Raw genomic sequence first — 23,710 nt, 5'->3', positions numbered from 1 at the left:
CCGCTCCCGTCATATGAAAGGCCATGCCACTTCATGGATGCTTTTATTCTAGAGAGCAAAACTAGAGACGGGAGTCTAATTCGATACAAAGCTGCGTCTGAACGTGCGCCAGCACACGCAGTGGCAAGCGCCTAGGCGGCCGCTTTCACCGGGCCATGCAGCAGCGTGTGCAGGCGGAAGCCTTCGCGAATGTTCTCGCGCAGCACGGCGCCTTTCCACGGCTTGGTATAGAAGCGGTCGACGGCGCCACGGTTGATGGCCGCCATGATGGGCGTCAGGTCGGCAAAAGCCGACAGCATGATGCGGAAAGTATCGGGGCACAGGTGCTTGACACGCTCCATGAATTCGGTGCCGCTCATGAGCGGCATGCACTGGTCGCACAGGATCACCTGCACCTTGTGGCGCGCCAGGATGTCGAAGCCCTCGGCGGCCGTCTGCGCCGTCAGGATGCGGTAGCCGTCCTGCGCCAGGAAGTCGCTGAGCACGTCGAGCATGAAGACATCGTCGTCGACGATCAGCAAGGTTTGCTGCTCTTCGCTGCCCGCATCCTGCGGCGCCTGCAGCAGCTTGCCCGCCATCAGCATCTGTTCGAATTCTTCCTGGGGCACGGGGCGGCTGAAATAATAGCCCTGCATCTCGTCGCAGCCGTGGCGCCGCAAATAAGCCAGCTGCGCATCGTTTTCCACGCCTTCGGCGATCACTTCCAGCTTCATGCTGTGCGCCATGCTGATGATGGCCAGCACGATGGCCGCGTCGTCCGGATTGCTGGTCACTTCGCGCACGAAGGCGATGTCGATCTTCAGTTTGTCGATGGGGAAGCGCTTCAGGTAGGCCAGGCTGGAATAGCCGGTGCCGAAATCGTCGATGGAAATCTGGATACCCAGCGCCTTCAGGTTGCGCAGCACGGCGATGGTTTCCTCGGCGTTCGACATCAGCGAGCTTTCCGTCAGCTCCAGTTCCAGCAGGTCGGGCGCGATATCGTGCTTGCTGATCGCCTTGAGCACCTCTTCTTCCAGGCCGCCGACGAAAAACTGGATGCCCGAGACATTCACCGACAGGTGCACGGGGCCGATGCTGCTGGCACCCCATTCGCTGATCTTCTTGCATGCCTCGTCCAGCACCCAGTTACCGACGCGCACAATCAGCCCCGTTTCTTCCAGCAAGGGGATGAACAGGGCCGGCGAAACCATGCCGTGGCCGGGGCGGCGCCAGCGTATCAGCGCCTCGGCTCCGCTGATGCGCCCCGATATGATATTCACCTTGGGCTGGAAGAACAGCACGAATTCCTCGTTGTCGATGGCACGCCGCAGGGCATTTTCCATGTCCAGCCGCGCCATCGATTGCGCGTTCATTTCCGCCGTGAAGAAGCGGAAGGCATCGCGCCCGGCCTCCTTGGCGCGGTACATGGCCGTGTCGGCATACTGAATCAGGGTGTCCGCATCGACGCCGTCTTCGGGGAACACGGAAATGCCGATGCTGACCGTCACCGTCACCTCGTGGCCCTGCAAGTCGAAGGGCTTGCGCATCGCTTCGCGGATCTTCTCGACCACGCCCACGGCATGCTGGACGCCTTCCGGCAGCACCAGGATGGTGGCAAATTCATCGCCGCCAAAGCGGCCGATGGTATCGCGCACGCGCAGGCAATCGACCAGGCGGCTGGAAAACTGGCGCAGCAGGTCGTCGCCGATGGTATGGCCCAGGGTGTCGTTGATATTCTTGAAGCGGTCGATATCCATGAACAGTACGGCCACGGCCCACTGGTGTTCGGCCGCCTGGGACAGCGAATGGGTCAGCGAGGCGTAAAACTGGCTGCGGTTCGGCAAGCCCGTCAAGGTATCGAAATGGGCCAGCTTCATCAGGCGCTGCTCGGCATCCTTGCGCTCGGTGATGTCGCGCGCCACAGCCACCAGAATCCAGCTCTGCCCCGAGCGCAGGGTACGCCGCTGCACTTCCACCGACAGCGGCGAGCCATCCTTGCGCTGCAGCTGCAACTCCGTCATCGGGCCACCCTGGTCGCCGGCCAGCAGCTTGTTGTACAGTTCTTCCAGCTGGGTCTCGCCCTCGTTCGCGCGCCCCGGCCCCACGCGCAGGAAATCCTCGCGCTCAAAGCCCAGCATGCGGCAGGCAGTCTGGTTGACGTCGACGAAGCACATGCCGGCGCGGTCGACGAGAAAAATCGCGTCGGCCGTGGCATCCATCGCCAGGCGGAAGCGGCGCAAGTCTTCATCGAGACGGATGCGCGCCGCCATGTCCAGGGTCAGCTGCTCGTGGTGGCGCTTGATCTCGTCGTACAGCAGCAGGTTGTCGTAGGCGACGGCGATCTGCGCCGCCACCGTGGCGGCCACGCGTTCGTCGACTTCGGAAAATTCAGTCGCCCCCAGCTTGTCGACCAGGTACAGCCAGCCGTGGCTGCGCTCGCGCGAGGCGATGGCCACGCCCAGGAAGGAATGCACGGGCGGGTGCGTGTCGGGCAGGCCCAGCGCGCCGGGGTCGCCCTTCAAGCCATTGACACGGTAGGGCTGGCGCTGTTCCAGCAAGCGGTTCAGGATGCCCGTGCGCGGCGCGCTGGCAATGCGCTCGAGGTCTTTCTCGGCGCCGCACGAGGAAAAATAACTGAGCTTTTCGGCGCCCTCTTCCAGCACGCCGATGCAGGCATACTTGGAGACGCAGATATTCTGCGCCACCTTGCAGCCCGCCTCGATCAAGGCGCGCGGATCGCGTTCGGCGCCCAGCTCGATGCCCAGCTCGATCAGGGCCGTCAGGCGCAGGCTCACCGCCTGCAGGCTCGACAGAGAGCGCGACAGGCGCTCCGTCATGATGCCCAGGTCTTCGGGCATGGCGGCATGGCCTTCGCGCAGGCTGGCCAGCTGCGAAATCTGCTGGCTGCTGGACTCGACTTCGTCGAGGTAGCCGCTGACCTGGTGATCGATGCCGGCCAGCTTGCCAGTGGCGGGACGCGCCGCAGCACCGCCCGGCACAATGGGCGCCTGGGCGGCCGCCGGCATCAGTCCCAGCGCCTCGTTGACCGTGCGCACGATGACTTCAGGATCGGACGGCTTGGGCAACACCCAGCGCACGCCGCACGCCTGCGCCAGCAAGATCGCTTCCTGCTCGCGGTAGGTGGCCGTATAAAAAATGATGGGCACGTCGGTCAGCGCGGGATCGGCATGCACGCGCGTGACGAATTCGTAGCCGTCCATGTTCGGCATGAGGATGTCGGAGATGATCAGGTCCGGCCGCTCGGTGCGCAGTATTTCCAGCGCGTCGGCGCCATTGGCCGCCTCCAGCAGGCGGTGGCCGCCGTAGCCCAGCAGTGCGGTCAGGAATTCGCGGTTCAGCACATGATCGTCGACGATCAAGATGGTCGCTATGTCGTTTTTAACTGGCGTCGACGGCGCCCCGGGTAAAAAAGATTCCAGCTCCGCCACGAACAGGTCCGGCTCGATAGGCTTGCCGATATAGCCATTGAAACCCGCTTCGAGCAGGCGTTCGCGGTCACCCACCATGGCCAGCGCCGTCACGGCCAGGGCCGGGATCTTGCGCAGCAGCGGGTCTTTCTTCAGCTCGGCCACCACGCCATAGCCATCGAGCTTGGGCAAATGCACGTCGCAGATGATCAAGTCCGGCAATTCGCTGCGCGCCATGCGCACGCCCTCTTCGCCATCATAGGCGGCCAGCGGCGTGTACCCGAAGGCACGTAACAGGTACACCATCAATTCCATATTGGTGGCGTTATCTTCGATAATCAGGATACGTGCGGACAATTAGCACCCCCATGAAAACTGCATAGTCTCATTTTCTGCCTGTACCGATTTTTCCGCTTGCGCGGCAACATGCTGATCCTACAACATCCTGCCATGCATCCCCGCAAATATCTCGCATGCGGATCGCCGTGGCGCGGCGCATACGGCCTCGGCAATCATTGCTGGCCGTCACCTTCGTGATGCTAGCTTAATACAGGACGCCTGTGGAAAACAGCATTTTCTGGGCCTGTACCTGTTAAACCTGGGCAACAGCAGAGTCAAAAGAGACAGTCTTGCCATGCTGATAAAACACAACAGGATTCACGAAAAATGGGGGCTGGACGGGGCTTGGGCGACTTCGCACTTGATAGCTATTTCCGCTAACAGCTGGCGCAGCACGCGCGCATCGCTGGCCAGCGCCACATGGCCGATGCCGCCGAAGGCCAGATTGCGCGCGCCGGGCAAGTGTGCGGAACATTGCGGCGCGACAATATTATCGTGATGCGAGTACATCGACGTGATCAGGGCGCGCGTTTCCGGCGCCTCGCTGGCGGCCAGCTGCGCCAGCCAGCCGCTCGGTGCGCCATCGATACGACTCATCTGGCGCGCATTCGTCCCCGCCGCCAGGTTGGCCAGCGCCGTGCCGTGGTGCGGCGTGCCGATGGTGATGATGCGCGCCACGCGGGCCGCGCCGTAATGGCGCAGCCAGGCGCGCGCCACCAGGCCACCCATGCTGTGCGCGACGAGAATGACGCGGTCGCTGCCCGTGCGGGCGCAAAGCTCGGTGATGGCTTGCTCGACCTGCGGCACGAAGTCCTCGATGTTGGCATCGATCGGCTCCAGGTCGATCGCCTTGTGCACGATGCCCGCCTGCGCCAGCTGCCGGCTCAGCTTTGTCCAATAGCCGCGGTTGCACACATAGCCGTGCACCAGCAGCACCGGCAGGCCCTGGCCGGGCGTGACGCAATCGGCCGCATGCAGGCGCGGACGCAGCATGCCCCATGACGAGGTCCACAAGGTGGCGCACAGTTCGCCGAAAAACAGGCGCGCGGCGCCCATGGCGCCCAGCTGGTATTCAAGCGGTACCGGGCTGCCCAGGCGCCGGCTTTGCCAAAAATTGCGCGCCACGATCAGCGCGCGCACGGCCAGCAGCATGGCCAGCGCCAGCAGCACGGCCAGCGCTGGCGAGGCCACACCCCACGCCTGCATCGCCAGATACGCCACGCCCAGCACGGCCAGCACCTGCAGCAGCATCAGCCACTTGAGGATGCGCGCGATCATGCAGTGGCAGGGGCGGGCACGGGGGCCGGCTTGCCCGTCAACTGCTGCGCCAGGCCGCTGGCCAGGCGCACCGCCAGCGCATAGATGCTCAGCTGCGGATTGGCGCCGATCGAGGTGGGAAACAGCGAACCGTCGTGCACGGACAGGTTGCGCACGCCGTGATAGCGGCCATCGGCCCCCGTCACGCCCAGGCGCGCATCGTCCGACATGGCGCAGCCGCCCATCACGTGGGCCGACACCACGCGCGCCAGCAGCGCCTTCATCGGCAAAGCGCCGATGGCCTGTTTCGCCTGCGCCCAGCTGGTGTAATGGCTGGCCAGCTCATGCACAGGATAGACACTTTTCGCGCCGGCGGCGAACTGGATTTCCGCCATCGACAGCAGCGCGCGCCGCGCGCCATCCCAGATGAAGGGCGTGAGCGGATAGTCGAGCACGGGCGCACCGAAGCTGTCGATGGAGACGCTGCCGCCCGCCGAATCGTGGTGGAAGCCGTCGCGCAGCAGCGCCAGCAAGCCGTGCGCATGGGGAAATTCGCGCATGGTGCGCGCATGTTCATCGCCGAAGCCGCCCATGGTGGTGGCCATCAGCAGCGGGTGCAGGGGCGGCGCTTCGAGCTTGTAGCCGATAGGACCATCGATGGGCGCGGCGTGCAGGAAATGGTCGGAATAAATCGTCTGCGGTGCACCCGCATAGGCATCGACGCGCTGGGGGAACAGGCCGGCCGAGATCAACGTCGGATGCAAAAAGGTGCGCTGGCCCAGCAAGCCATGCGGGTCGGGCGCCTGCGAGCGCAGCAACAGCGCGGGCGAATTGATGGCGCCGCCAGCCAGCACGAAGTGTTTGGCGCGCAGCGTGAGGCGCACGCCCGTCGGCGCCTGACCGGCGGCGTCCAGCGCCGTCACCTGCAGGCTGTCGATGCGCTCGCCCTTGAAGCTGAAACGCTCGGCGCGCGCATGCACGAGCAGGCCCGCGCCCAGCGCCAGCGCCGCAGGGATCGTCGTCACCAGCATCGACTGCTTGGCATTCGTCGGGCAACCCATGCCGCAGTAGCCGAGGTTCCAGCAGCCGTTCACATTGCGCCGGATGGCGGCCGTGGGTATGCCCAGCGCCATGGCGCCACGGCGTAGCAGATCGTTGTTTTCGTTGGGCGGCGCGGCCCAGTCGCTCACGTGCAGGCGTTTTTCCATCATGGCAAACCACGGCGCCATGGCGTCCACCGAGTAGCCGGCCAAGCCAAAATGCTGGCGCCAGTATTCCAGGGTGCCGGGTGGCGTGCGAAAGCTCGAGGTCCAGTTGACGGTGGTCGAACCGCCCACCGTGCGCCCCTGCAGGATGTTGATGGCCTTGTCGCGCGTCTTGCGCGCGGCCGATTCCTGGTACAGCGTGGGATAAGCGTCCGCTTCGCGCATCTTGAAGTCTTTCGAGGACTTCAAGCCGCCCTCCTCGACGATCAGCACCTTCAGGCCGGCCAGCGCGAGGATTTCCGCCGTCACGCCGCCACCGGCGCCGCTGCCGATGACGACGACATCGGCCTCGAAGCTGCGATCGGCGGCCAGGGTACTGGCGTCGGTGACGTTCCAGCCGGCGGCAATGCCGGCGGCGATGGGATCGGGTATGGGGGATGTGCTCATGGATGCCTTATGCGCTCAGTTCGGGCAGCGGTCCCGGATAGCCGATGGCGGCCCAGTGGGCGGCATCGGCATACCAGGCGCCGAGGATCAAATCATGCAGGGCCAGATAGGCCGTCTGCAGGGTGGCAAGGCGGTGCGTGCGCCACGACTGCAGGAAGGCGGCCACCTGGACCGGATCGGCCTCGGGCCAGCCATCTTTCACGCCGGCGACGAAACGCCGCGCGGGCGCCAGCGCCAGCAGGCCAAACAAATCCTGCACTTCCTGCTGCGCCGACAGGGGCAAGCCACGGATGGCCGTGTCCACACCGGCGATGGCGCCGTCGAGGGCCTTGCTGCGCGCATCGTCCCCGTGCGGCAATGCCTCGCCCAGCATGGCCGGCACGATGGCCGCCAGCGCCGCGCGCGCCGCGCCATCGAGCACGAAGCGGCCAGGCGCCGCCGGCCCCCGCAGCGCGCGGTACGCGGCGCCGCCAGCGGCCAGAGCGCAGGCGCCCAGCACGCCCAGTTTCAGAAACGATCTGCGTTGCAATCCCATGTGTCCCCTTGTTTTGTACGGCCTTTTGCAGGCCAGTGTACGCCAAAGGCAGTGGGCGTTTGAACGCAAAAACTAGAGCAGCGCGTCTAGTTTGCGCGACTGGAAGCACAGCAGCAGCATGGCCAGCAGCGCCGCCAGCGCGCCGCCGATGGCGATGCTGGCCATGCCGAAGGTGACGATCAGTACACCGCCCAGCGCGCCTCCAAGGGCCGTGCCCGCATTGAAGGCGGCGATATTCAGGCCCGCGGCCACGGCGTCGCTGCCCGGGCAATGCCGTTGTGCCAGGAGCAAGAGGCGCATGGTCGACAGGGTGACGAGGGCAAAGAACAGCATACCCAAAGTGCCGCACAGGGCCAGCATGGCCAGGGGTTGCGCGCGCAGCACATAGAACCCCAGCAGATTACACGCCAGCGCGGCCAGGGCCAGCACGGTGGAGCGCAGCGCGTGGGGGCGGTCGGCGCACCAGCCGCCCAGCAGGTTGCCGCCGATGGCGCACGCGCCAAAGCACAGCATGGCGGCGCTGAGCCAGCCCGCATCGAGCCCGCCCAGCTGCAGCAGGAAGGGAGAGATATACGTGAAAAAACTGAAGGTGGCCACGCTGACCAGCGCCGCCACGCCGGCCGCCAGCAGCAGGGGCGGTTGCAAGATGGCACGCAGGCTGGCCAGAGCCGATACGGCGGCGGCCTTCTGGCGCGCGGCCGGCATGGCGCAGCGCAAGCCGGCGCCGCCGCACAGGGCCAGCACGCCGATGGCGGCGAATACCCAGCGCCACGACGCGACGGCGCCCAGCCACGTCCCCAGCGGCACGCCACCGGCCAGCGCCAGAGTCAGGCCCAGCCAGACGATGGATAACGCCCTGCCCGCGCGGGACGGGTCGACCAGGCTGGTGGCCGCGTGCGAGGCCACCGCCATGAACACGCCGTGCGCCAGGCCCACGGCAAAGCGCACACCCAGCAGCGCGCCCAGTGCAGGCGCTTGCGCCATGGCGACGCTGCCTGCCGCCAGCACGAGCATGGTGGCCACCAGCACCTGGCGCCTGGGCCGGCGCGCCAGCATGGCCGTCAGGATGGGCGCGCCGATGGCCGCTCCCAGCGCATACGCGGCAATGGCGCCGCCGGTCGCCGCCACGCTGGCGTGCAGGTCGCGCGCCATGGGGGACAACAGGCCGGCGGCGATGAATTCGCACAGGCCGAAGGCAAAGCTGCACAACGACAGCCAATAAATGGAAGGGGGCAGCGCGCGGCTGCGCGACGAAACGTTGGACATGGCCATTCCTGATAATCAAAGCGCCATGCTGGCCCCTGGACCACCATCTGTAAAATATCTTATTTATCTTGAAACGAGACGCCTGACGTCTCAATTGAACGTCTCAATTTAAGTCGCATTGGGTGGCAGACAGCCGCAGCTGCACCAGCAGCCGCTCGCGCACGGGAGACGTGCGCTGCGGGTCCCACGCCATGTACAGGTCGAGCTGGCGCAGCGGCGCGGGCGCAGTGCTGTGCAGCGCCAGCATGACCACGCCGGCCGGCATGCAGGCGCTCAGGCTGGCCGGCAGCAGGGCCACGCCGAAACCGGCCGCCACCAGGCCCAGCACCGTTTGCAATCGGCGCGCCTGCTGCACCACATGCGGCACGAAACCCGCATGCAGGCACAGGCTGGCCAGCTGATCATGAAAACCCTGGCCCAGCGCGCGCGGCGAGGCGACGAAATCGTCACCGGCCAGGTCCGCCAGATCCACGCTTGCCTGGCCCGCGCAGCGGTGACCGGATGGCAGCGCCACGACGATGTCTTCACCGGACAGGCGCTCGAAGCGCAAGCCCGGCGTGCTGCGACCGGGCGCGCGCAGCAGAGCGATATCGACCTCACCTTTTTCCAGCCACTCGACCTGCTGCTGCGTCGACGCTTCGCGCAAGGTCAATTGCACGGCCGGCGAGGCGAGGCGGAAGGCGCGCAAGGCATGCAAGACGTGGGCATACGGCGTGATGTGGATGAAACTCAGGCGCAAGTGCCCCTCGATGCCCTGCGCCACGCGGCGCGTGGCGGCCACGCCCTCTTCCAGGCTGGCCAGCACCTGGCGCGCCGTGGCCAGGAAAGCATCCCCCGCTGGCGTCAGGCTGACCTTGCGGTTGGTACGCTCGAATACGGGGTAGCCCAGCAAGTCTTCCAGCCGCAGGATCGCCTGCGACAACGGCGGCTGCGCCATGTGCAGCCGTTCGGCCGCGCGCCGGAAGTGCAGTTCCTCGGCAACGGCGATGAACTGGCGCAGCAGCCGCGTCTCGATCATGGGCCTTTTTTGGCCACCGCCAGGATATGGCGCGCGATGCCGCGCAGGATATTGACTTCTTCCGTCTCCAGCCCCGTGCGCGAAAACAGGCGTTTCAGGCGCGGCATCAGTTTTTTCGGGTTGTCGGCATCGAGGAAGTCGATGGCCACGAGCGCCTGCTCAAGATGCGCATACATGCCGTCGACCTGCGCCAGGCTGGCCGCGTCGCCATGGAAACCGACGGGGCTGGCGAGCTGCCCATCGCCGAGGGCCGCCACGCGGCACTCATAGGCGACCACCTGCGCCGCCTGCGACAGGTTCAGCGACGAATACGCGGGATTGGCGGGAATGTTGATCAGCACATTGCACTGCTCGACGATCTCGTTGGGCAAGCCGAAGCGCTCGTTGCCGAAGATGACCGCAGCGTGCAGGTCTTCGCTGGCGGCCAGCTGACTGGCAATGGCGCGCGGGGCGGTGACGGGCGGCGAGAATTCGCGCAAACGGGCCGACACGGCCGCCGCGTAATTGCAGCCTTCGAGCGCCTCGGCGATCGAACCGACGATGCGCGCGCCGGACAAAATATCCTGCGCGCCGCTGGCGAAGGCCACCGCTTCCGCGTCCGTCAAGGCATCGGGAAAACGCGGGTTGACCAGCACCAGATCGGAAAAACCCATCGTTTTCATGGCGCGCGCGACGCCGCCAATGTTGCCAGGACGACTAGTTTCGACAAGAATAAATCGCAGGCGTGTGAAAAGAGACGTGTTGATTTCGGGCAGATTCATTTAAAATAGCGCTATTGCGCGGTATCGATACAGGAAATTTCGGGAAACGGAGTCACAAAACGCTGACGCCAGGCCGGGATTTTAACCACTTCGGCACCGCTCCGCTCTTTAATTCATTCTTGCACTCTATCGTACCGGCGCCGCAAGGCGGCCATGGGCGGTCGCGTGCTTTTAACGGAAGCTCACATGCACCCAATGCTCAACACGGCGATCAAAGCCGCCCGCCGCGGCGCCGCCGTCATCAATCGCGCCTCTTTTGACCTCGACCGCGTCGTCGTCACGGAAAAACAACATAACGATTTCGTCACCGACGTCGACCAGGCGGCCGAACAAGCCATCATCGAGGTGCTGTCCAAAGCCTACCCGGACCACGCGTTCCTGGCTGAGGAATCGGGAGCTTCCGCCAACTCGCACGACGAGAATGAATATCAGTGGATCATCGACCCGATCGATGGCACCACCAACTTTATCCACGGCTTCCCGCAATACTGCATCTCGATCGCGCTCGCGCATCGCGGCGTTGTCACGCAAGCCGTCATCTACGATCCGGTACGCAACGACCTGTTCACGGCCACCAAGGGCGCCGGCGCCTACCTGAACGAAAAACGCATCCGCGTCACCAAACTGGACCGCATCTCGAACGCCCTGCTGGGCACCGGCTACGTGGCCGGCAGCGCACGCGCGCTGGACGAATACCTGAAGATGTACGCGATCATGGGTGAACGCAGCCAGGGCGTGCGCCGCGCCGGCTCGGCCGCGCTGGATCTGGCCTACGTCGCTTGCGGCCGCCTGGACGGCTTCTACGAAAAAGGCTTGAAGCCCTGGGATATCGCTGCCGGTGCCCTGATGATCACGGAATCGGGCGGCATCGTCGGTGAATTTTCCGGCGAATCGGACTACCTGTACAAGGGCGACGTCATCGCCGCCAGCCCGAAGATCTTTGGCCAGATGATCACCCTGCTGACGCCTTTCGCCTGATCGCCAAGCGCGCTCTGATGTAAAAAAAGCTGCCGGAGGAAACTCCGGCAGCTTTTTTATTGCCCGCAGGTGTAGCGATCAGTCGCTGACCGCATACGATGCCGACGTCAAGATGCCATTCGGCGTGCGTACCGTCACCGTCAACAGGCCGTTGCGCACGCTGTTCGGCTGGCACGCGGTGCCGATCTGGGTCACGTCACTGATCATTTGCACGGGATAGATCCAGTTCGCGGAACTGGCGCTGTCCATGCTCGGCACGACAAAGCTGGCGCCGCTGACGATGCTGCCATTGCTCGCCGAGAAGCTGATCGTCGTGCCGGCCGGCAGCGGATTGCCAGGCAAGTCGAACGCCCGCTTGGTGACATCCTTGCCATTGATCACAAACACGGTGTCATTGTCGTCGCGGATGGCGAGCTGGAAGGTGTGAACCTTGTTCTCGAACACGGTGCCATCGACGCACTTGTCCAGATCAATGGTGGCAGCGCCCAGCGGCGTGAAACGCGCCGTGCTGCCGGACAGCACCTGCACCAGTGCCTGGCGTATATGCACGGTGTTGGCCGCCGTGGTGTTGACGCTGGAGGCCGAACGCAGCACGCCGTTATACTGCTTGTCGCCCGTCGCGTCCCATTTTCCGTTGCCGTTCGAGTCGATAGTGGGTTCGCCATCGGCGCGCACGGCATTACCCGTGCTGTAGGCGTCATCCTTGAAATTGGCATTGCTGCCAACGATGGCGCGGTCATTGCGGAACGGCTCGCCCAGGTCGACATACGTCTCACCGCTGTCGAACAGATTATTGCCATTCGTATCAGCGAAACTTTCCTCGCCCAAGGCGTATGCCAGGATGGTCACGCGGCCGTCAAGCGGACGCGGGTTACCGGGGCAGAAACGCACGCTGCAGGAACCCGGTATGCCCTTCTGCGTGATCACCGTACCGTCCGTCAAGGTGGTGTTGACCAGGCCCGTCAGGCAGGATGCATCGACGGTGCCGCCTTCGGCCGTGAAGCTGACGGCCGTACCGTCGGGCACGGGATTATGGAAGTGGTCGCCCAGGCGCGCTGTGATGGTAGCGCCCGTCGGCGCGGTGCAGCCGGCATAATCCCGGCCTTCCGTATTGAACATGGACGTGCTCAAGGTAAAACTGTCCTGCTCGGGCACGCCGGTGGACACCACCAGCTGGTCCGAGACAGTCGACAGGCTGGTGCCTTGCAGGGTGGCAGTGACGCGGATCGGCGTGTTCACGGTGCCGGAGGCCACCGTGGTGCTGACGCTGCCATCGGCGCCGCTGGTCGATTGTGCCGGATTGAGACTCAGGCCACCAGCCGTGGTGTTAAGCGAAAAGTCAACCACATGGCCACTGACGGGATTGCCATTCCTGTCGAGCACCTTGAAGGTGACGATGGATGACTCTTGCCGGCCCGCACCACCCGTGCCCTTCAGGGCGATGTTTTGCGGCAGCGCCGAGACAAAGCCGATCTGGCCGGCACTGGCCGTCTGCACCGTCAGGGTGCCCGTCTGGCTCAAGGTAGTGGCATTGAAAATGGTGCTGGCCGTGATCACGTCGGGCGCGCCGCAGCCCTTGTCGATGTATGAGGTGCTGGCCACGCCATTGACCGTATTGACAGGACTGCTGATGGCCGCCTTGCCGGCTGCGGCGCAAGGCGAGCTGAAGACGACCGACTGTACCGGCGCATACACGGCCGCGCCATTCATCACCGTCACGCTCAGGCCAGCCGTGCCGCCCGCCGACAGGGTCGCCGGCACGACGCCCACGCCGCTCAGGGTCAGGGTCGGGAAGACCACCGTGTAATTGATATTCGACGTCAACACGCTGCCGTTCACCGTGGCGCTGGCCGTCAGCGCAAAAGCGCCGCTCTGGCTGCCGGCTGCGATGACGATGCTGGCCACGCCGTTCGCATCCGTCAGGGCGCTGGCCGCACCCGGGGTGAAGCTGGCGCTCTTGTCGCTGCTGTTCAAGGTCAGCAAGACGCCCGGCAGCACGGCGCCACTGCCATCCTTGACGACGGCTTGCACGGTGGCGCTGTTGCCGGGACTGACCGAGGTGGTCGCCTTGCCTGCCCCGTCTTTCAGGCTCATCGCCAAGGTCGCCGGCACCGGTGTCACGGGAACCACCGGCGTGACGGGCGGCACCACGCAGCCGGGCAGGTTCGGATTGCGGCTCGGGTCCAAGGTGCTGCAATCGCTGCTGCCGGAACCGCCCCCACCACAGCCGGCCAGCAAGGTCACTGCCGTGCCGGCAGCCAGACACAGCGCCCAACGCGCCGGCATACCGCTACTCATCAATCCAGACATGCACTTCTCCCTGTTATTTTGCTGCTGATCATGTGTTACTGCTATCTTGTTCAAGCCTGGTCGCGCCCCAGGATCAGGCGGATGCCGGCGCCGCGCCCCTGGCTGGCGACCGCCACCAGTTGCATGGCCTCCCCCCGCTGCGCCAGGGCTAGACGCAAGGCGCCGGCCTGGCGTGCGTGGCCTGGCGCATACAGGATCTGGCTGCGTTCCTGGCGAAAACCGGGCTGGTTACGCAGCCGGCTGACCGCCATGCCCCGCGCCTGCATGCGCAAGCGCATCTGCGCCGCCATCCCGCGTATGCCATTGCCATTGATGATTTCGATCTCGGCCAGCGCCTCCGGCGCGACGGCCACGGCTGGCGCGACCGGCGCGGCCGGCACCAACGCCAGCTGCGCCGCCTGCACCAACGCCAGCTGCGCCGCCTGCACCAGTTGCAAGTTATTGCGCGCCAGTGCCGTGCCGCCATCGCACGCCATGGCCTGCTCGAGTATGCTGGACGCTTGCGCCAGGTCCCCTTGCAGGTAATACACATAGCCGAGATTATTCAGGGGCTGGGCAGCCTCGGGAAAGTCGCGCACCAGCACCAGCAGCGCCGTGGCAGCCTGTTCAAGCCGGCCCTGGCGCGCGTCGAGCACGGCCAGCGCATTGCGCGCCGCCAGTTGCTGCGGATCAAGGGCGATCGAGGCGGCGAAGGCGTCGGCGGCAAGCACCAGCTGGCCGCGTGCCTGGTAGAACTTGCCCAGTTCAAAATACGTGACGGCATTCTGGCCGGCGGAATGGCTGATGCGCTGTACCGCCTGCATGTTCCACATGGGCACGGAGGGCGCGCTCGTGCAGCCTTGTAACAGGCAGAGCAGCAGGAGCAGGCTGAAAAGACGCACGGGCATGCTCATACGCCCTTCATCGCCGGTAACAAGACACGGTAAATCTGCAGGATGGCTGGCCCCATGAGGACGACCATCAATGCGGGGAAAATGAAAAAAATCAGTGGAAACAGCAATTTAAGGGCGATTTTTGCGGCCGTTTCCTCGGCGCGCTGGCGTCGCTTGGTGCGCAGCTGCTCAGACTGCACACGCAGCGAGGCGGCGATGCTGGTGCCGAAACGCTCCGCCTGTATCAGCAGGGTCACCAGCGCATCGACATCTTCCACACCGGTGCGCAGGGCCAGGTTGCGCAAGGCCTTGTCCTTGGTACTGCCGGCGCGCAGTTCCAGCGTCACCAGTTGCAACTCCTCGGCCAGGATCTCGCTTTTCATGCCAATTTCCTGTGCCACGCGGGCCAGCGCGGCGTCCATCGCCAGGCCCGCTTCGACGCAGACGGTCATCAAATCCAGCGCATCGGGGAAGGTTTCAAAGACTTCGCGCTGGCGCTCCTTCAAACAATGCTTGAGCCACAGGTCGGGCAGGTAATAGCCGGTGGCCGCCGCTGCCACCCCCCAGAGGAACAGCTTGTGGTCACCATGGCGCAGCAGCAGATACATCAGAATGGGCAAGAGCAAGGTCAGCCCCGTCTTGGCGGCGTAGAACAGCGCCGGCGCGGTGCTCTTGCGCCAACCCGCATTGATGAAGCGGATGCGGACCGGCGATTCTTCCCAGCCCTCTTCCGGCACCGACAGCTTGGCCAGCGGACGCGTCAGGCTGACGACACGCGCCATCCAGCGCTGACTGGTGCGGCGTCCCTTGTCGGTATCGACCTTCTTGCCGTCAAGCGTATCGAGGCGCACTTGCACGGCATTGCCCGCAAACAAGCGCGCCAGCACCAGAACGATGCCGAACACGATCAGGAACAGCACCACCAACAGGCCAATCTGCAAACCGCTCATCGTGCCACCTTCCGTATAGTCAATTGCCTCATTTCATTGCCTCACACACGGATACGCACGATCTTGCGGATCACCAGCACGCCGACCAGCAGCAGGCAGAATGCCACCGCCACCATCTTGCGTCCGCCCCTGTCGGTGTACAGCACGGACAGGAATTGCGGGTTCATCAGATGCATCATCAGGGCGGCGCCAAATGGCAGCGAACCGAGCACCCAGGCCGACATGCGCCCTTCTGCCGACAGCACGCGCACCTGCCCCAGCAGCTTGAGACGGTCGCGGATGATGGCGCTGATACTGTTCAGCAACTCCGTCAGGTTGCCGCCCGTTTCACGCTGGATCAGCACGGCGATGACGAAATAGCGCAAGTCCGTGCTGGGCACGCGCGCCGCCAGGCCCGACAGGGCATCGGACATCGCCACCCCAAAATTGACTTCATCAAACACGGCGCGGAATTCTTCGGCCAGGGGCCCCGTCATCTCTTCGCCGACCATTTTCAGGGCCGTGGGAAAGGCGTGGCCGGCACGCATGGCACGGCTCATCATGTCCAGGGCGTCGGGCAACTGCTGCTCGATGCGCGCCAGCCGGCTGGCCTTGGCACGGACCACGAGCAGGAACGGCAGCGCCGCGCAGGCAAGGCTCAGCAGCAAACGCAGATACCAGGGCAAGGGGCTGAGGCTGCCCAGCAGCAGCCCGAATAGCCAACCCAACAGGCAATAGCCGAGCAACTTGCCCACATTCCAGTTTTTACCCGACTGCAACAGCAAGCGGTCCATCCATTGCACACCAGGCAGCGATTCCAGCAAGCCCTGTACGCCCGCATGCGAGCTGAGCAGCCGGTTCTTGGTGATCGACACGGTTTTCTGCGCGTCGTCGCTGGCCGTATTCATCGCCCGCAAGCGGCGCGCCACGCGCGCGGCACCGGCGCCGCGCGACTGCAGGTTGAAGTAAACGGCGCCGACCAGCAGCATGACCGCCAGGAAGATCAGCAGATACACCAGATACGAAAGATAGCCCATACCGCGTCAGCGCCCGGGGCCGGTTGGCTCGAAGACCGCGCTGGAAATGCCGATGCCAAAACTCTTCAGGCGTTCCAGGAAATGGGGACGGATGCCGCTGGCCGAGAAATACCCGACGACGGCCCCGCTCTCCCCCACGCCCGTCTGCTTGAAACTGAAGATTTCCTGCATCGTGATGACATCGCCCTCCATGCCCGTGATTTCCTGGATCGACGTGACCTTGCGCTTGCCGTCGATCAGGCGCGACACTTGCACCACCACAGATATGGCCGAGCTGATCTGCTGGCGGATGGCCTTGCTGGGCAGGTTGGCGGCCGCCATGCTGATCATGTTTTCCAGTCGCGTAATGGCGTCGCGCGGGGTGTTGGCGTGGATGGTGGCCATCGAGCCTTCATGGCCCGTGTTCATCGCGCCCAGCATGTCGAGCGCTTCGGCGCCGCGCACCTCACCCAGGATGATGCGGTCGGGACGCATCCGCAAGGCATTGCGCACCAGCGCGCGCTGCGACACTTCCCCCTTGCCTTCGATATTCGGCGGGCGCGTTTCCAGGCGCACCACGTGCGGCTGCTGCAATTGCAGCTCGGCCGCGTCTTCCACCGTGACGATGCGTTCGGTATGGCTGATAAAGCCGGAAATCACGTTCAGCATGGTGGTCTTGCCGCTGCCCGTGCCGCCGGAAATGAGAATATTCATCTTCGCCTTGCCCAGGCCCTGCAGCACCTCGGCCATCTCGGGCGTCATGCTGGCATAGGAGACCAGGTCGGCCAGGCGCAGGGGATCGACGGAAAAACGTCGGATCGACATCACGGGCCCGTCGATGGCCAGCGGCGGGATGATGGCGTTGACGCGCGACCCATCGGGCAGGCGCGCATCGACCATGGGGCTCGATTCATCGATGCGGCGGCCCACGCGCGAGACGATCTTGTCGATGATCTTCATCAGATGGGCATCGTCATTGAACACGACATCGGTCAATTCCAGCTTGCCGCGCCGCTCGACGTACACTTGCTTGTGACCATTGACGAGGATATCCGACACGGTCGGGTCCGACAACAAGGTTTCCAGCGGGCCAAAACCGAGCATCTCGTTGCGGATGTCGCGCGTCAGGTTCTTGCGCTCGACATCATTGATGACCACGGCTTCTTCATCGAGCAGGCGCTCGACCAGGCTGCGCAACTCGTCGCGGATCTGTTCCTGCGTCAGCCGCTGCATGCTTTCCAGGTCGACGCGCTCTAGCAGCAGCGAATGGATGCGCTGTTTCAGCTCGCGGTAGCTGCGGTTGTCGATGGCCGGCGCGCGCTGCGGCGTCAGGGTGGCGATCTTGCCGTTACCGAGACGCTCGCGGATCGACAGACTGGAGGCGGGAGAGGTTGCCATGAGAATTCCTGTTCGAGTGATGTTAGGCGCGCCGCAGCATGCGACTCAGCCAGCCCTGCGGCACGGCTTCGACGCTGACGCCCGTCAGGCTGGCGGCAAACTCCTGCAGCGAGTGCGTGATGGGGCTGTTCTTATCCAGCTGCAAGATCGGCATGCCCTGGTTGACCGATGCGGCGGCCGACGCATAATGATTCGGCACCGTGCGGTCGATCGTGGTGCCATACGCCGCCTCCAGGTCCTGCAGGCGGATTTCGCCGCCCTTGTCGTGCCGGTTGACGATCAGGCGCACCTTGTCCTTGTCGTATTCCAGCGAACGGAACATGCCCAGCAGGCGCTTGCCATCGCGGATGTACGGCAAGGTCGTTTGCAGGATGGGGAAAATCAGGTCCGCGTGGTCGAGCGCGCGCACGCTGACCGCATCGAGGTTGCGCCCCACGTCGAGCACCACGAAATCATACTGGCGCCGCGCCAGCTTGATGATGGCGTCGATATGTTCGGGCAGCACTTCGCTGGCGTGGGCCGGGTCTTCCGGTGCCGCCAGGACGCTGAAATTGGGCAGCACATTGAGCATGCTCGAGGCGAGGAACGACGGGTCCAGGCGGTGGATGTCGCGCGTCACGTCGGCCAGGGTGGCCAGCGGCTTGCTCTCGGAGACAAACAGCGAGGCATCGCCGAAGTGCAGGTTCAGGTCCAGCAGGGCAACACGCTTGTGGCCGCTGGCCGCCAGGGCATAGCCGAGGTTGGTGGCGATGAAGGTGGCGCCACTGCCGCCCTTGCAGGAAATGAAGGCCAGCACCTTGCCATTGCCATTGTCGCGCCGCTCGAGTTTTTCCTCGATGCGCTCGAGCGCCGGGTAGATGCTGGCGGCTGCGGCCGGCGACGGCAATACTTCGCGCACGCCGGCACGCATGGCTTGCAGCAGGAAGTCGGGCGACTGCTGCGGACACAGCAGGATAACGGCCAGGCGCGGAAACTGATTGCTCAGGCGCTCGATGGCGGCCAGGTCGGCACCATCGTTGCCGGGCCGGTCGAACATCAGCACATCGGGCAGCTCTTGCGCCGAATACAGTTGCTCCAGCGGTCCGCTGTGCGCATCGACGTCGTCCGCCGGATTGCGGTTGCCGACCAGGCGGCCCAGCTCTGCCAATACTTTTTCATCCCGGGATATGATGGCGATTTTCACAATATGCCTTGCCTGTTCTGTAGTAACGGTGACATCTTCATTAGCGTCCGCCAACGCCGATCGTCAAGGTGCTCGATTGCGGCACCGGCGCGCTGAACGACTTCTGGTACGCGTTGTAGCCCGCCACCGCCGCCTTGCCATCAAGGCCAGTCACCGGGTCGCGGTTCAATCCCGCCTGTGGGTTGATCACTTGCTGGGCAAGCAGCAAATCGACACTGCGACCAAAGTTGCGGTCGAAGTGCGGCGTGGTGCTGCAACCGCTGGCGGCAAACGACGCCAGCAGCACGCACAGCAGGGGAAGAATTGGAGGACGCTGCATGCTCACTCTCCTATTGAAGGTCAAAGCCGGTCGCCGCTGCGGCGCCCGGTTGTTTGTTTGCGGCGGGCGGCGGCGTGGCATCGCCTTCCATCTTCCCTTGCAGGAAAAACTGCGCGCGGCTGGGCGCCACATAGGCATCCGTCGGCAGCACGTAGTCGCCGGCCAGCGGCTTGACCAGGTGCGGCGTGATGATGAACACCAGTTCGGTGCGGTCGGTCTGGAAATCGCTGCTGCGGAACAAGGCGCCCAGCACGGGAATCTCGCCCAGCATCGGCAGCGCCTTGATATTCGTGGTCACATTGTTCTTGATCAAGCCGCCGATGGCAAAGCTTTGGCCGTCGAACAATTGCACCGTGGTGGTGGCGCGCCGCGTGGTAAACGCCGGCAGGATGGCGCTGCCGGCGGTGCCGCCCGTGGTGATGCCGATGCCGTCCTTGTTCAGTTCCGACACTTCCGGCGCCACCTTCAGGTTGATGCGCCCGCCATCGAGCACGGTGGGCGTGAACTTGACGGCGATACCGAATTCCTTTTCTTCCAGAGTGATCTTGTTGGTGGCGCTGTCTTGCGAGACGGGAATGTAGATCTTGCCGCCGGCCAGGAAGCTGGCCTCCTGGCCGCTGATGGCCATGATGTTCGGTTCGGCCAGCACTTTCACGAGGCCGTCGCGCTTTTGCGCATCGAGCGTGAGGAAATTGCCGTTTTTACCATTAAAACCATCGATCATGCTGGGATTGCCGCTCAACAAGTTCGACAGGAAACTGTAGGTCCAGTTGCCGCTGCTGGCGCGCGCGCCGATGCTGGCGCCCAGCTGGTCGACGAGGGTTTTCGAGACCTCGGCAATTTTCACTTCCAGCATCACCTGCTGCGGCGCGGCGATGGTCAGCATATTGATCACGCTCACACCTGCGGCGCCAGCACCGGCGGCACCGGTGACAGCGGGCGCTGGGATCACACCCGCTGTGGCAACGGGCGCCGCAGCTTCGCCGGCGCCGCGCTGTGCGAACGCCGTGGCCATGGCCATGATCTGGCTGGCCTTGACGGCATCCGAGACCATACCCGTCAGCACGATCGCGCCACCGGCCGAGCTGGCCTTGAGATCTGTTTCACGCGGGAATACAAGCGCCAGTTGCGCCTGCAAGCCGTCGGCATCGACACCGACTTCGATATCGACGATCACGGGACGGTGATCCTTGTCCCACAGAATAAGATTGGTGCTGCCCGGTGCCAGGCCCCAGATATACAGCTCGCTGGAACTGCCCAGCAGCCTGGCGCCCGCCACCTTCGGATCATTCACGGCGATCTGCGAGACGGCACGCGTCAGGCTGCGCAAGGTCGACTTGCCAACGGACAAGCGGATCGGCGGACCCAGCCGGGCGATATCGGCCCCCAGCGACAGCGGGGCCGCCTGGCTAACGGCGTCCACCTTGCGCAAGGCGGGCGCGGCACTGGCGCCGGGCTGCCACAGCAAGCTCGCCGTCAAGCCACTCAGGGCCAGGGCCAAGGTCAAGCGGGGCCTGACGATACGGGTACGAAATGAGGTCATCAACTATCCCTGGTTCTGAAATTTTTAAAATTGCTGGACACGCGTGTCCATGCCCGTGATCACTTTGACGCTCTCTGCCGGTGGTGCGGGAGCACGCGGCGCCTGCCGCGCTGGCGCTGGCGCAGCCGCACGCGGCGCGGCGACCGGCACCAGCGGCTTGAGTCCCAGCAGCGATTCCTTGGTGGCGCCGCCCGTGTTGACGGGCGCCGGATCGATCTGGTTGCGCAGCACCAGCGACAAGGTGCCCACGCTGCGCGCCAGGTCGAGCTTTTCCACCTGGTCCGGCGTCAACTCCAGGGTGACGGCATTGACCACCTTGGGCTTGTTGTCGTCGCGGTTCGATTCCTGCGCCACGGCCAGCACCAGGATGCGTTCGAGCACGATCTTGGAAATGGCCAGTTCGGCGCCACCGCTGACCTTGGCACGGTCATCCTGGGTATTGACGAGGATGTCGACAAAGTTGCCAGGCAAGGCAAAGCCCGCCACCCCCACCACATCGTTGACGCGCACGGTCATGGCGCGCTTGCCATCAGCCACGATGGACGACAGGCCACCACTCGTGCCCGGTGGCGCAAGCTTGCTTTCCAGCACAGGTTCGCCCAGGCTGATGGCCGTGCGCGTGATGCGCCCGTCGAGCGCCTTGCTGTCGGCAAAGGCGCCGGGCGGCTGCGCCCCTGCGGGCCAGTCCATGCTGCGCAACATGAGCGGAGTGATCTTCGTGCCCACGCCGATATCGACCAGGGCCACGACGATCTTCTGGTTCGACGGCGTACTCTGGCCGCCCATCCAGATCGCCGCCGTCAGCACGGCGGCACCGGCCAGCACCAGGGCCAGCAGCAACATGAGTAAAGCACGGGTATTTCGCATCGTTTTTCCTCTGACTTCAGCTTGATTTCGGTTCACGCCGCTCTTGCACGGCCATGTCATCCGCGCCATGACGCTGATTCGCGCCGGCAAAATAATTATTCCAGGCCCAGTCCAGCACCTGCTCATTCAGTTGCACCGCCGTGCCCTCGTATCGGGCCAGGTCGCGTACCTGGCGCAGCAGGTCGCGCGGATAGCAGGCCAGCAAGGGTGTCGCGCCGCGCGCATGGCGCTGCAGCAGGAAGGCAAAGGCAGCCGCGTCGAACGCCACACCATAGGTGGAGCAAGTCTGGCGAAACACGGTTTCGTAATGCGCTGCGCTGAGCGCCGGCACTTCGATCTTGTAGCCCAGGCGGCGCAGGAAGGCCGCATCCGACAGGCGCTCGGGCAGGAAATTCGAGGAAAACACCACCACCACGTCGAACGGCACCTGGAAGGTGTGGCCGTTGTGCAGCGACAGGTAATCGATGGCGCGGTCCATCGGCACGATCCAGCGGTTCATCAGTTCCAGCGGCGAACAGCGCTGGCGTCCCAGGTCGTCGATGATGAAAATGCCGTTATTGGCCTTCAGGTGCGGCGGCGCGCGGTACAGACGGGTCACGCTGTCGAAGCGCAGGTCCAGCATTTCCAGGGTCAGCTCGCCGCCGGTGAGCACGGCCGGACGGCGCACGCCGCGCACCCAGCGCGCGTCGAGCTGCACGGCGCGCTCGATGCCGGCCGGCGCTTCCGGCTGCTGCGCCGCCGGCAAATGCAGCACCGGATCATAAAAGGGCACGACTTCGCCATCGACCATGATGGCGTAAGGCAGGGCAATGGCCCCTTGCAGCAAGTCTTGCAAGCGTTCGGCCAGATACGTCTTGCCGCTGCCGGCGGCACCGTAGATGAAAATGGCGCGCCCGGAATTCATGGCCGCGCCCAGCTGGTCGAGCACGGCAGGATTAACTACCACGCCGTCGAAGCTGGCCTGTACCTGCGGGCGCGTGACATGCATGTTGGCCACGCTTTGCGCCGCCACCTGCGCATTGTAGGCGGCCAGCGGCACGGGGCATGGGCCCGCATAAGCATTGCGCGCCAGGCACTCGAGGGCGCGCTGGCGGCCGCTGTCCGTCAACTGGTAATGGATGTCGGCATCCGTGCCGCTGGCGCCGCGGCGCATGACCTCGCACATTTTTTCCTGCCGCATGAAGGCCATGACGGGATCGATCACGCCCAGGCCCAGCTTGACGTAGCTGGCCAGCTCGGGCAGGTGTAGCTGGCCCCGCTGGAACAGCACCTTCACCAGCAGTTCGACCAGGAAAAAGAAGGGCAATCCCGTCTCTTCGACGGTGCGCGGGGCCCTGGCGTCAGCTGGCAAGACAGGCAAGGCAGGTGGGGCGACAGGCGTCACGCAAACACTCCGAGACTGCCGCGCGCCGCCAGGGCAAGATAGATGAATGTACCGGTAGCAATGGCAATCGCATACGGTAATTTGCCGCTAGGCAGCGCTGGCGCATCGATGCGCGGCAAGTCGCCGGCCACGCCGCGCATCAGGCTTTGCAACAGCAAATGGTAGCTGTTGCTCGTCACCCTAAGCAGAGTGCCATTCCAGCTCGCAACAAAGACCGCCATCACGCCGCCTGCAAGCAAGCTGAAGAGCAAGGCGATGGCCACCGGATAGGGGCCAAGAAAGGCGCCGACCATCGCCATCAGTTTGACATCGCCGGCCCCCATCGCCTTTATAGCATACATGGGCAGCAGCAGCGCCAGGCCCACGGCAAAGCCGGCCAGCGCCATTGGCAAACCCAGCGGCGCGGAGACCGGCGCCAGCACGCCGTCGAGGTGCACCGGCAGGCTATTGAGCAGCAGGCCCATCAGGGCGCCGGGAAACACCAGGCGATTCGGGATGCGGCGGCTGCGCACGTCATGCCAGACGGCAGCGGCAAGCAAGCCCCATAGGACAAGGGCAGGCGAAAACATCCAAAAAGAGTGAGCATTCATCATTTCTTCGAATACAGGCGGAACTCATGAAGCCAATACATCGCATCGCACAACACTGGCACCTAAAACTCAACAAGCCCTGGTCC

19 protein-coding genes are annotated in these 23,710 nt (G+C 64.4%); 1 reads left to right on the top strand and 18 read right to left on the bottom strand.

The features are described 5' to 3' along the window. Nucleotides 1-131: 131 nt before the first annotated feature. The 7 genes from FJQ89_RS26875 to FJQ89_RS26845 all read right to left on the bottom strand — a co-directional run bounded on the left by FJQ89_RS26875 (nucleotide 132) and on the right by FJQ89_RS26845 (nucleotide 10,235). Nucleotides 132-3,764: an EAL domain-containing protein gene (locus FJQ89_RS26875; protein WP_141172396.1), complete on the bottom strand. Its 3,633-nt coding sequence runs from the start codon at nucleotides 3,762-3,764 to the stop codon at nucleotides 132-134. Nucleotides 3,765-4,064: 300 nt separating this feature from the next. Next, complete coding sequence (locus FJQ89_RS26870; RefSeq protein WP_141172395.1) at nucleotides 4,065-5,024, bottom strand: esterase/lipase family protein; 960 nt, start codon at nucleotides 5,022-5,024, stop codon at nucleotides 4,065-4,067. Then, nucleotides 5,021-6,655 (bottom strand): GMC family oxidoreductase, encoded by a 1,635-nt coding sequence (locus tag FJQ89_RS26865; RefSeq protein WP_141172394.1) that lies wholly within the window; start codon nucleotides 6,653-6,655, stop codon nucleotides 5,021-5,023. Before FJQ89_RS26865 ends, FJQ89_RS26870 begins: the two co-directional genes overlap by 4 nt. 7 nt (nucleotides 6,656-6,662) lie before the next feature. Then, nucleotides 6,663-7,190, bottom strand: a complete 528-nt coding sequence (locus tag FJQ89_RS26860; protein ID WP_141172393.1) for a hypothetical protein — start codon at nucleotides 7,188-7,190, stop codon at nucleotides 6,663-6,665. 72 nt (nucleotides 7,191-7,262) lie between these two features. Next, nucleotides 7,263-8,456 (bottom strand): MFS transporter, encoded by a 1,194-nt coding sequence (locus FJQ89_RS26855; protein ID WP_243136297.1) that lies wholly within the window; start codon nucleotides 8,454-8,456, stop codon nucleotides 7,263-7,265. Between the two features lie 103 nt (nucleotides 8,457-8,559). Beyond that, nucleotides 8,560-9,474, bottom strand: coding sequence for a LysR substrate-binding domain-containing protein (locus tag FJQ89_RS26850; RefSeq protein ID WP_141172392.1), 915 nt, complete (start codon nucleotides 9,472-9,474; stop codon nucleotides 8,560-8,562). Continuing rightward, complete coding sequence (locus FJQ89_RS26845; RefSeq protein WP_141172391.1) at nucleotides 9,471-10,235, bottom strand: RNA methyltransferase; 765 nt, start codon at nucleotides 10,233-10,235, stop codon at nucleotides 9,471-9,473. Before FJQ89_RS26845 ends, FJQ89_RS26850 begins: the two co-directional genes overlap by 4 nt. A gap of 195 nt (nucleotides 10,236-10,430) precedes the next feature. Between FJQ89_RS26845 and FJQ89_RS26840 the strand changes: the two genes are divergently transcribed. Beyond that, a complete protein-coding gene (locus tag FJQ89_RS26840; RefSeq protein WP_035826389.1) occupies nucleotides 10,431-11,213 on the top strand; it encodes an inositol monophosphatase family protein in 783 nt (260 codons plus the stop codon). A 78-nt stretch (nucleotides 11,214-11,291) separates the two neighbouring features. On the opposite strand, the gene FJQ89_RS26835 is transcribed toward FJQ89_RS26840, so the two are convergent. The 11 genes from FJQ89_RS26835 to FJQ89_RS26785 all read right to left on the bottom strand — a co-directional run bounded on the left by FJQ89_RS26835 (nucleotide 11,292) and on the right by FJQ89_RS26785 (nucleotide 23,603). Next, a complete protein-coding gene (locus tag FJQ89_RS26835; RefSeq protein ID WP_141172390.1) occupies nucleotides 11,292-13,499 on the bottom strand; it encodes an Ig-like domain-containing protein in 2,208 nt (735 codons plus the stop codon). A 74-nt stretch (nucleotides 13,500-13,573) separates the two neighbouring features. Beyond that, entirely contained in the window at nucleotides 13,574-14,416 is an 843-nt protein-coding gene (locus FJQ89_RS26830) for a LytR C-terminal domain-containing protein (RefSeq protein ID WP_141172389.1), read from the bottom strand. Further along, entirely contained in the window at nucleotides 14,413-15,345 is a 933-nt protein-coding gene (locus tag FJQ89_RS26825; RefSeq protein WP_141172388.1) for a type II secretion system F family protein, read from the bottom strand. The genes FJQ89_RS26830 and FJQ89_RS26825 overlap by 4 nt, the downstream gene beginning before the upstream one ends. A gap of 41 nt (nucleotides 15,346-15,386) precedes the next feature. Next, the gene (locus FJQ89_RS26820) at nucleotides 15,387-16,361 is read right to left on the bottom strand and encodes a type II secretion system F family protein (protein WP_141172387.1); all 975 of its coding nucleotides are present in this window, start codon (nucleotides 16,359-16,361) and stop codon (nucleotides 15,387-15,389) included. A gap of 6 nt (nucleotides 16,362-16,367) precedes the next feature. Next, nucleotides 16,368-17,714 (bottom strand): TadA family conjugal transfer-associated ATPase, encoded by a 1,347-nt coding sequence (locus tag FJQ89_RS26815; protein ID WP_141173010.1) that lies wholly within the window; start codon nucleotides 17,712-17,714, stop codon nucleotides 16,368-16,370. A gap of 46 nt (nucleotides 17,715-17,760) precedes the next feature. Continuing rightward, complete coding sequence (locus tag FJQ89_RS26810) at nucleotides 17,761-18,885, bottom strand: CpaE/TadZ family protein (RefSeq protein ID WP_243136295.1); 1,125 nt, start codon at nucleotides 18,883-18,885, stop codon at nucleotides 17,761-17,763. 76 nt (nucleotides 18,886-18,961) lie between these two features. Further along, a complete protein-coding gene (locus FJQ89_RS26805; protein WP_141172385.1) occupies nucleotides 18,962-19,240 on the bottom strand; it encodes a pilus assembly protein in 279 nt (92 codons plus the stop codon). A gap of 10 nt (nucleotides 19,241-19,250) precedes the next feature. Then, the gene (locus tag FJQ89_RS26800; RefSeq protein WP_141172384.1) at nucleotides 19,251-20,783 is read right to left on the bottom strand and encodes a type II and III secretion system protein family protein; all 1,533 of its coding nucleotides are present in this window, start codon (nucleotides 20,781-20,783) and stop codon (nucleotides 19,251-19,253) included. Nucleotides 20,784-20,807: 24 nt separating this feature from the next. Then, entirely contained in the window at nucleotides 20,808-21,650 is an 843-nt protein-coding gene (gene cpaB, locus FJQ89_RS26795; RefSeq protein WP_141172383.1) for a Flp pilus assembly protein CpaB, read from the bottom strand. A 16-nt stretch (nucleotides 21,651-21,666) separates the two neighbouring features. Next, entirely contained in the window at nucleotides 21,667-23,034 is a 1,368-nt protein-coding gene (locus FJQ89_RS26790) for a nucleoside/nucleotide kinase family protein (RefSeq protein WP_243136294.1), read from the bottom strand. After that, the gene (locus FJQ89_RS26785; protein ID WP_141172382.1) at nucleotides 23,031-23,603 is read right to left on the bottom strand and encodes an A24 family peptidase; all 573 of its coding nucleotides are present in this window, start codon (nucleotides 23,601-23,603) and stop codon (nucleotides 23,031-23,033) included. The genes FJQ89_RS26790 and FJQ89_RS26785 overlap by 4 nt, the downstream gene beginning before the upstream one ends. Nucleotides 23,604-23,710 lie beyond the last annotated feature (107 nt).

This window comes from Janthinobacterium tructae, assembly GCF_006517255.1.
Taxonomy (GTDB): Bacteria; Pseudomonadota; Gammaproteobacteria; order Burkholderiales; family Burkholderiaceae_D; genus Janthinobacterium; species Janthinobacterium tructae.
The sequence above is the reverse complement of the archived record's forward strand: the minus strand, read 5'-3'. Positions and strand labels throughout refer to the sequence as shown.

Bases quoted from the DNA above. Each gene is read 5' to 3' on its own strand.
- FJQ89_RS26835 (WP_141172390.1), bottom strand. From the start codon at position 13,499: ATGCCGGCGCGTTGGGCGCTGTGTCTGGCTGCCGGCACGGCAGTGACC.
- FJQ89_RS26820 (WP_141172387.1), bottom strand. From the start codon at position 16,361: ATGGGCTATCTTTCGTATCTGGTGTATCTGCTGATCTTCCTGGCGGTC.
- FJQ89_RS26785 (WP_141172382.1), bottom strand. From the start codon at position 23,603: ATGTTTTCGCCTGCCCTTGTCCTATGGGGCTTGCTTGCCGCTGCCGTC.
- FJQ89_RS26850 (WP_141172392.1), bottom strand. From the start codon at position 9,474: ATGATCGAGACGCGGCTGCTGCGCCAGTTCATCGCCGTTGCCGAGGAA.
- FJQ89_RS26870 (WP_141172395.1), bottom strand. From the start codon at position 5,024: ATGATCGCGCGCATCCTCAAGTGGCTGATGCTGCTGCAGGTGCTGGCC.
- FJQ89_RS26800 (WP_141172384.1), bottom strand. From the start codon at position 20,783: ATGACCTCATTTCGTACCCGTATCGTCAGGCCCCGCTTGACCTTGGCC.
- FJQ89_RS26805 (WP_141172385.1), bottom strand. From the start codon at position 19,240: ATGCAGCGTCCTCCAATTCTTCCCCTGCTGTGCGTGCTGCTGGCGTCG.
- FJQ89_RS26865 (WP_141172394.1), bottom strand. From the start codon at position 6,655: ATGAGCACATCCCCCATACCCGATCCCATCGCCGCCGGCATTGCCGCC.
- FJQ89_RS26845 (WP_141172391.1), bottom strand. From the start codon at position 10,235: ATGAATCTGCCCGAAATCAACACGTCTCTTTTCACACGCCTGCGATTT.
- FJQ89_RS26830 (WP_141172389.1), bottom strand. From the start codon at position 14,416: ATGAGCATGCCCGTGCGTCTTTTCAGCCTGCTCCTGCTGCTCTGCCTG.
- FJQ89_RS26860 (WP_141172393.1), bottom strand. From the start codon at position 7,190: ATGGGATTGCAACGCAGATCGTTTCTGAAACTGGGCGTGCTGGGCGCC.
- cpaB (WP_141172383.1), bottom strand. From the start codon at position 21,650: ATGCGAAATACCCGTGCTTTACTCATGTTGCTGCTGGCCCTGGTGCTG.
- FJQ89_RS26825 (WP_141172388.1), bottom strand. From the start codon at position 15,345: ATGAGCGGTTTGCAGATTGGCCTGTTGGTGGTGCTGTTCCTGATCGTG.
- FJQ89_RS26855 (WP_243136297.1), bottom strand. From the start codon at position 8,456: ATGTCCAACGTTTCGTCGCGCAGCCGCGCGCTGCCCCCTTCCATTTAT.
- FJQ89_RS26840 (WP_035826389.1), top strand. From the start codon at position 10,431: ATGCTCAACACGGCGATCAAAGCCGCCCGCCGCGGCGCCGCCGTCATC.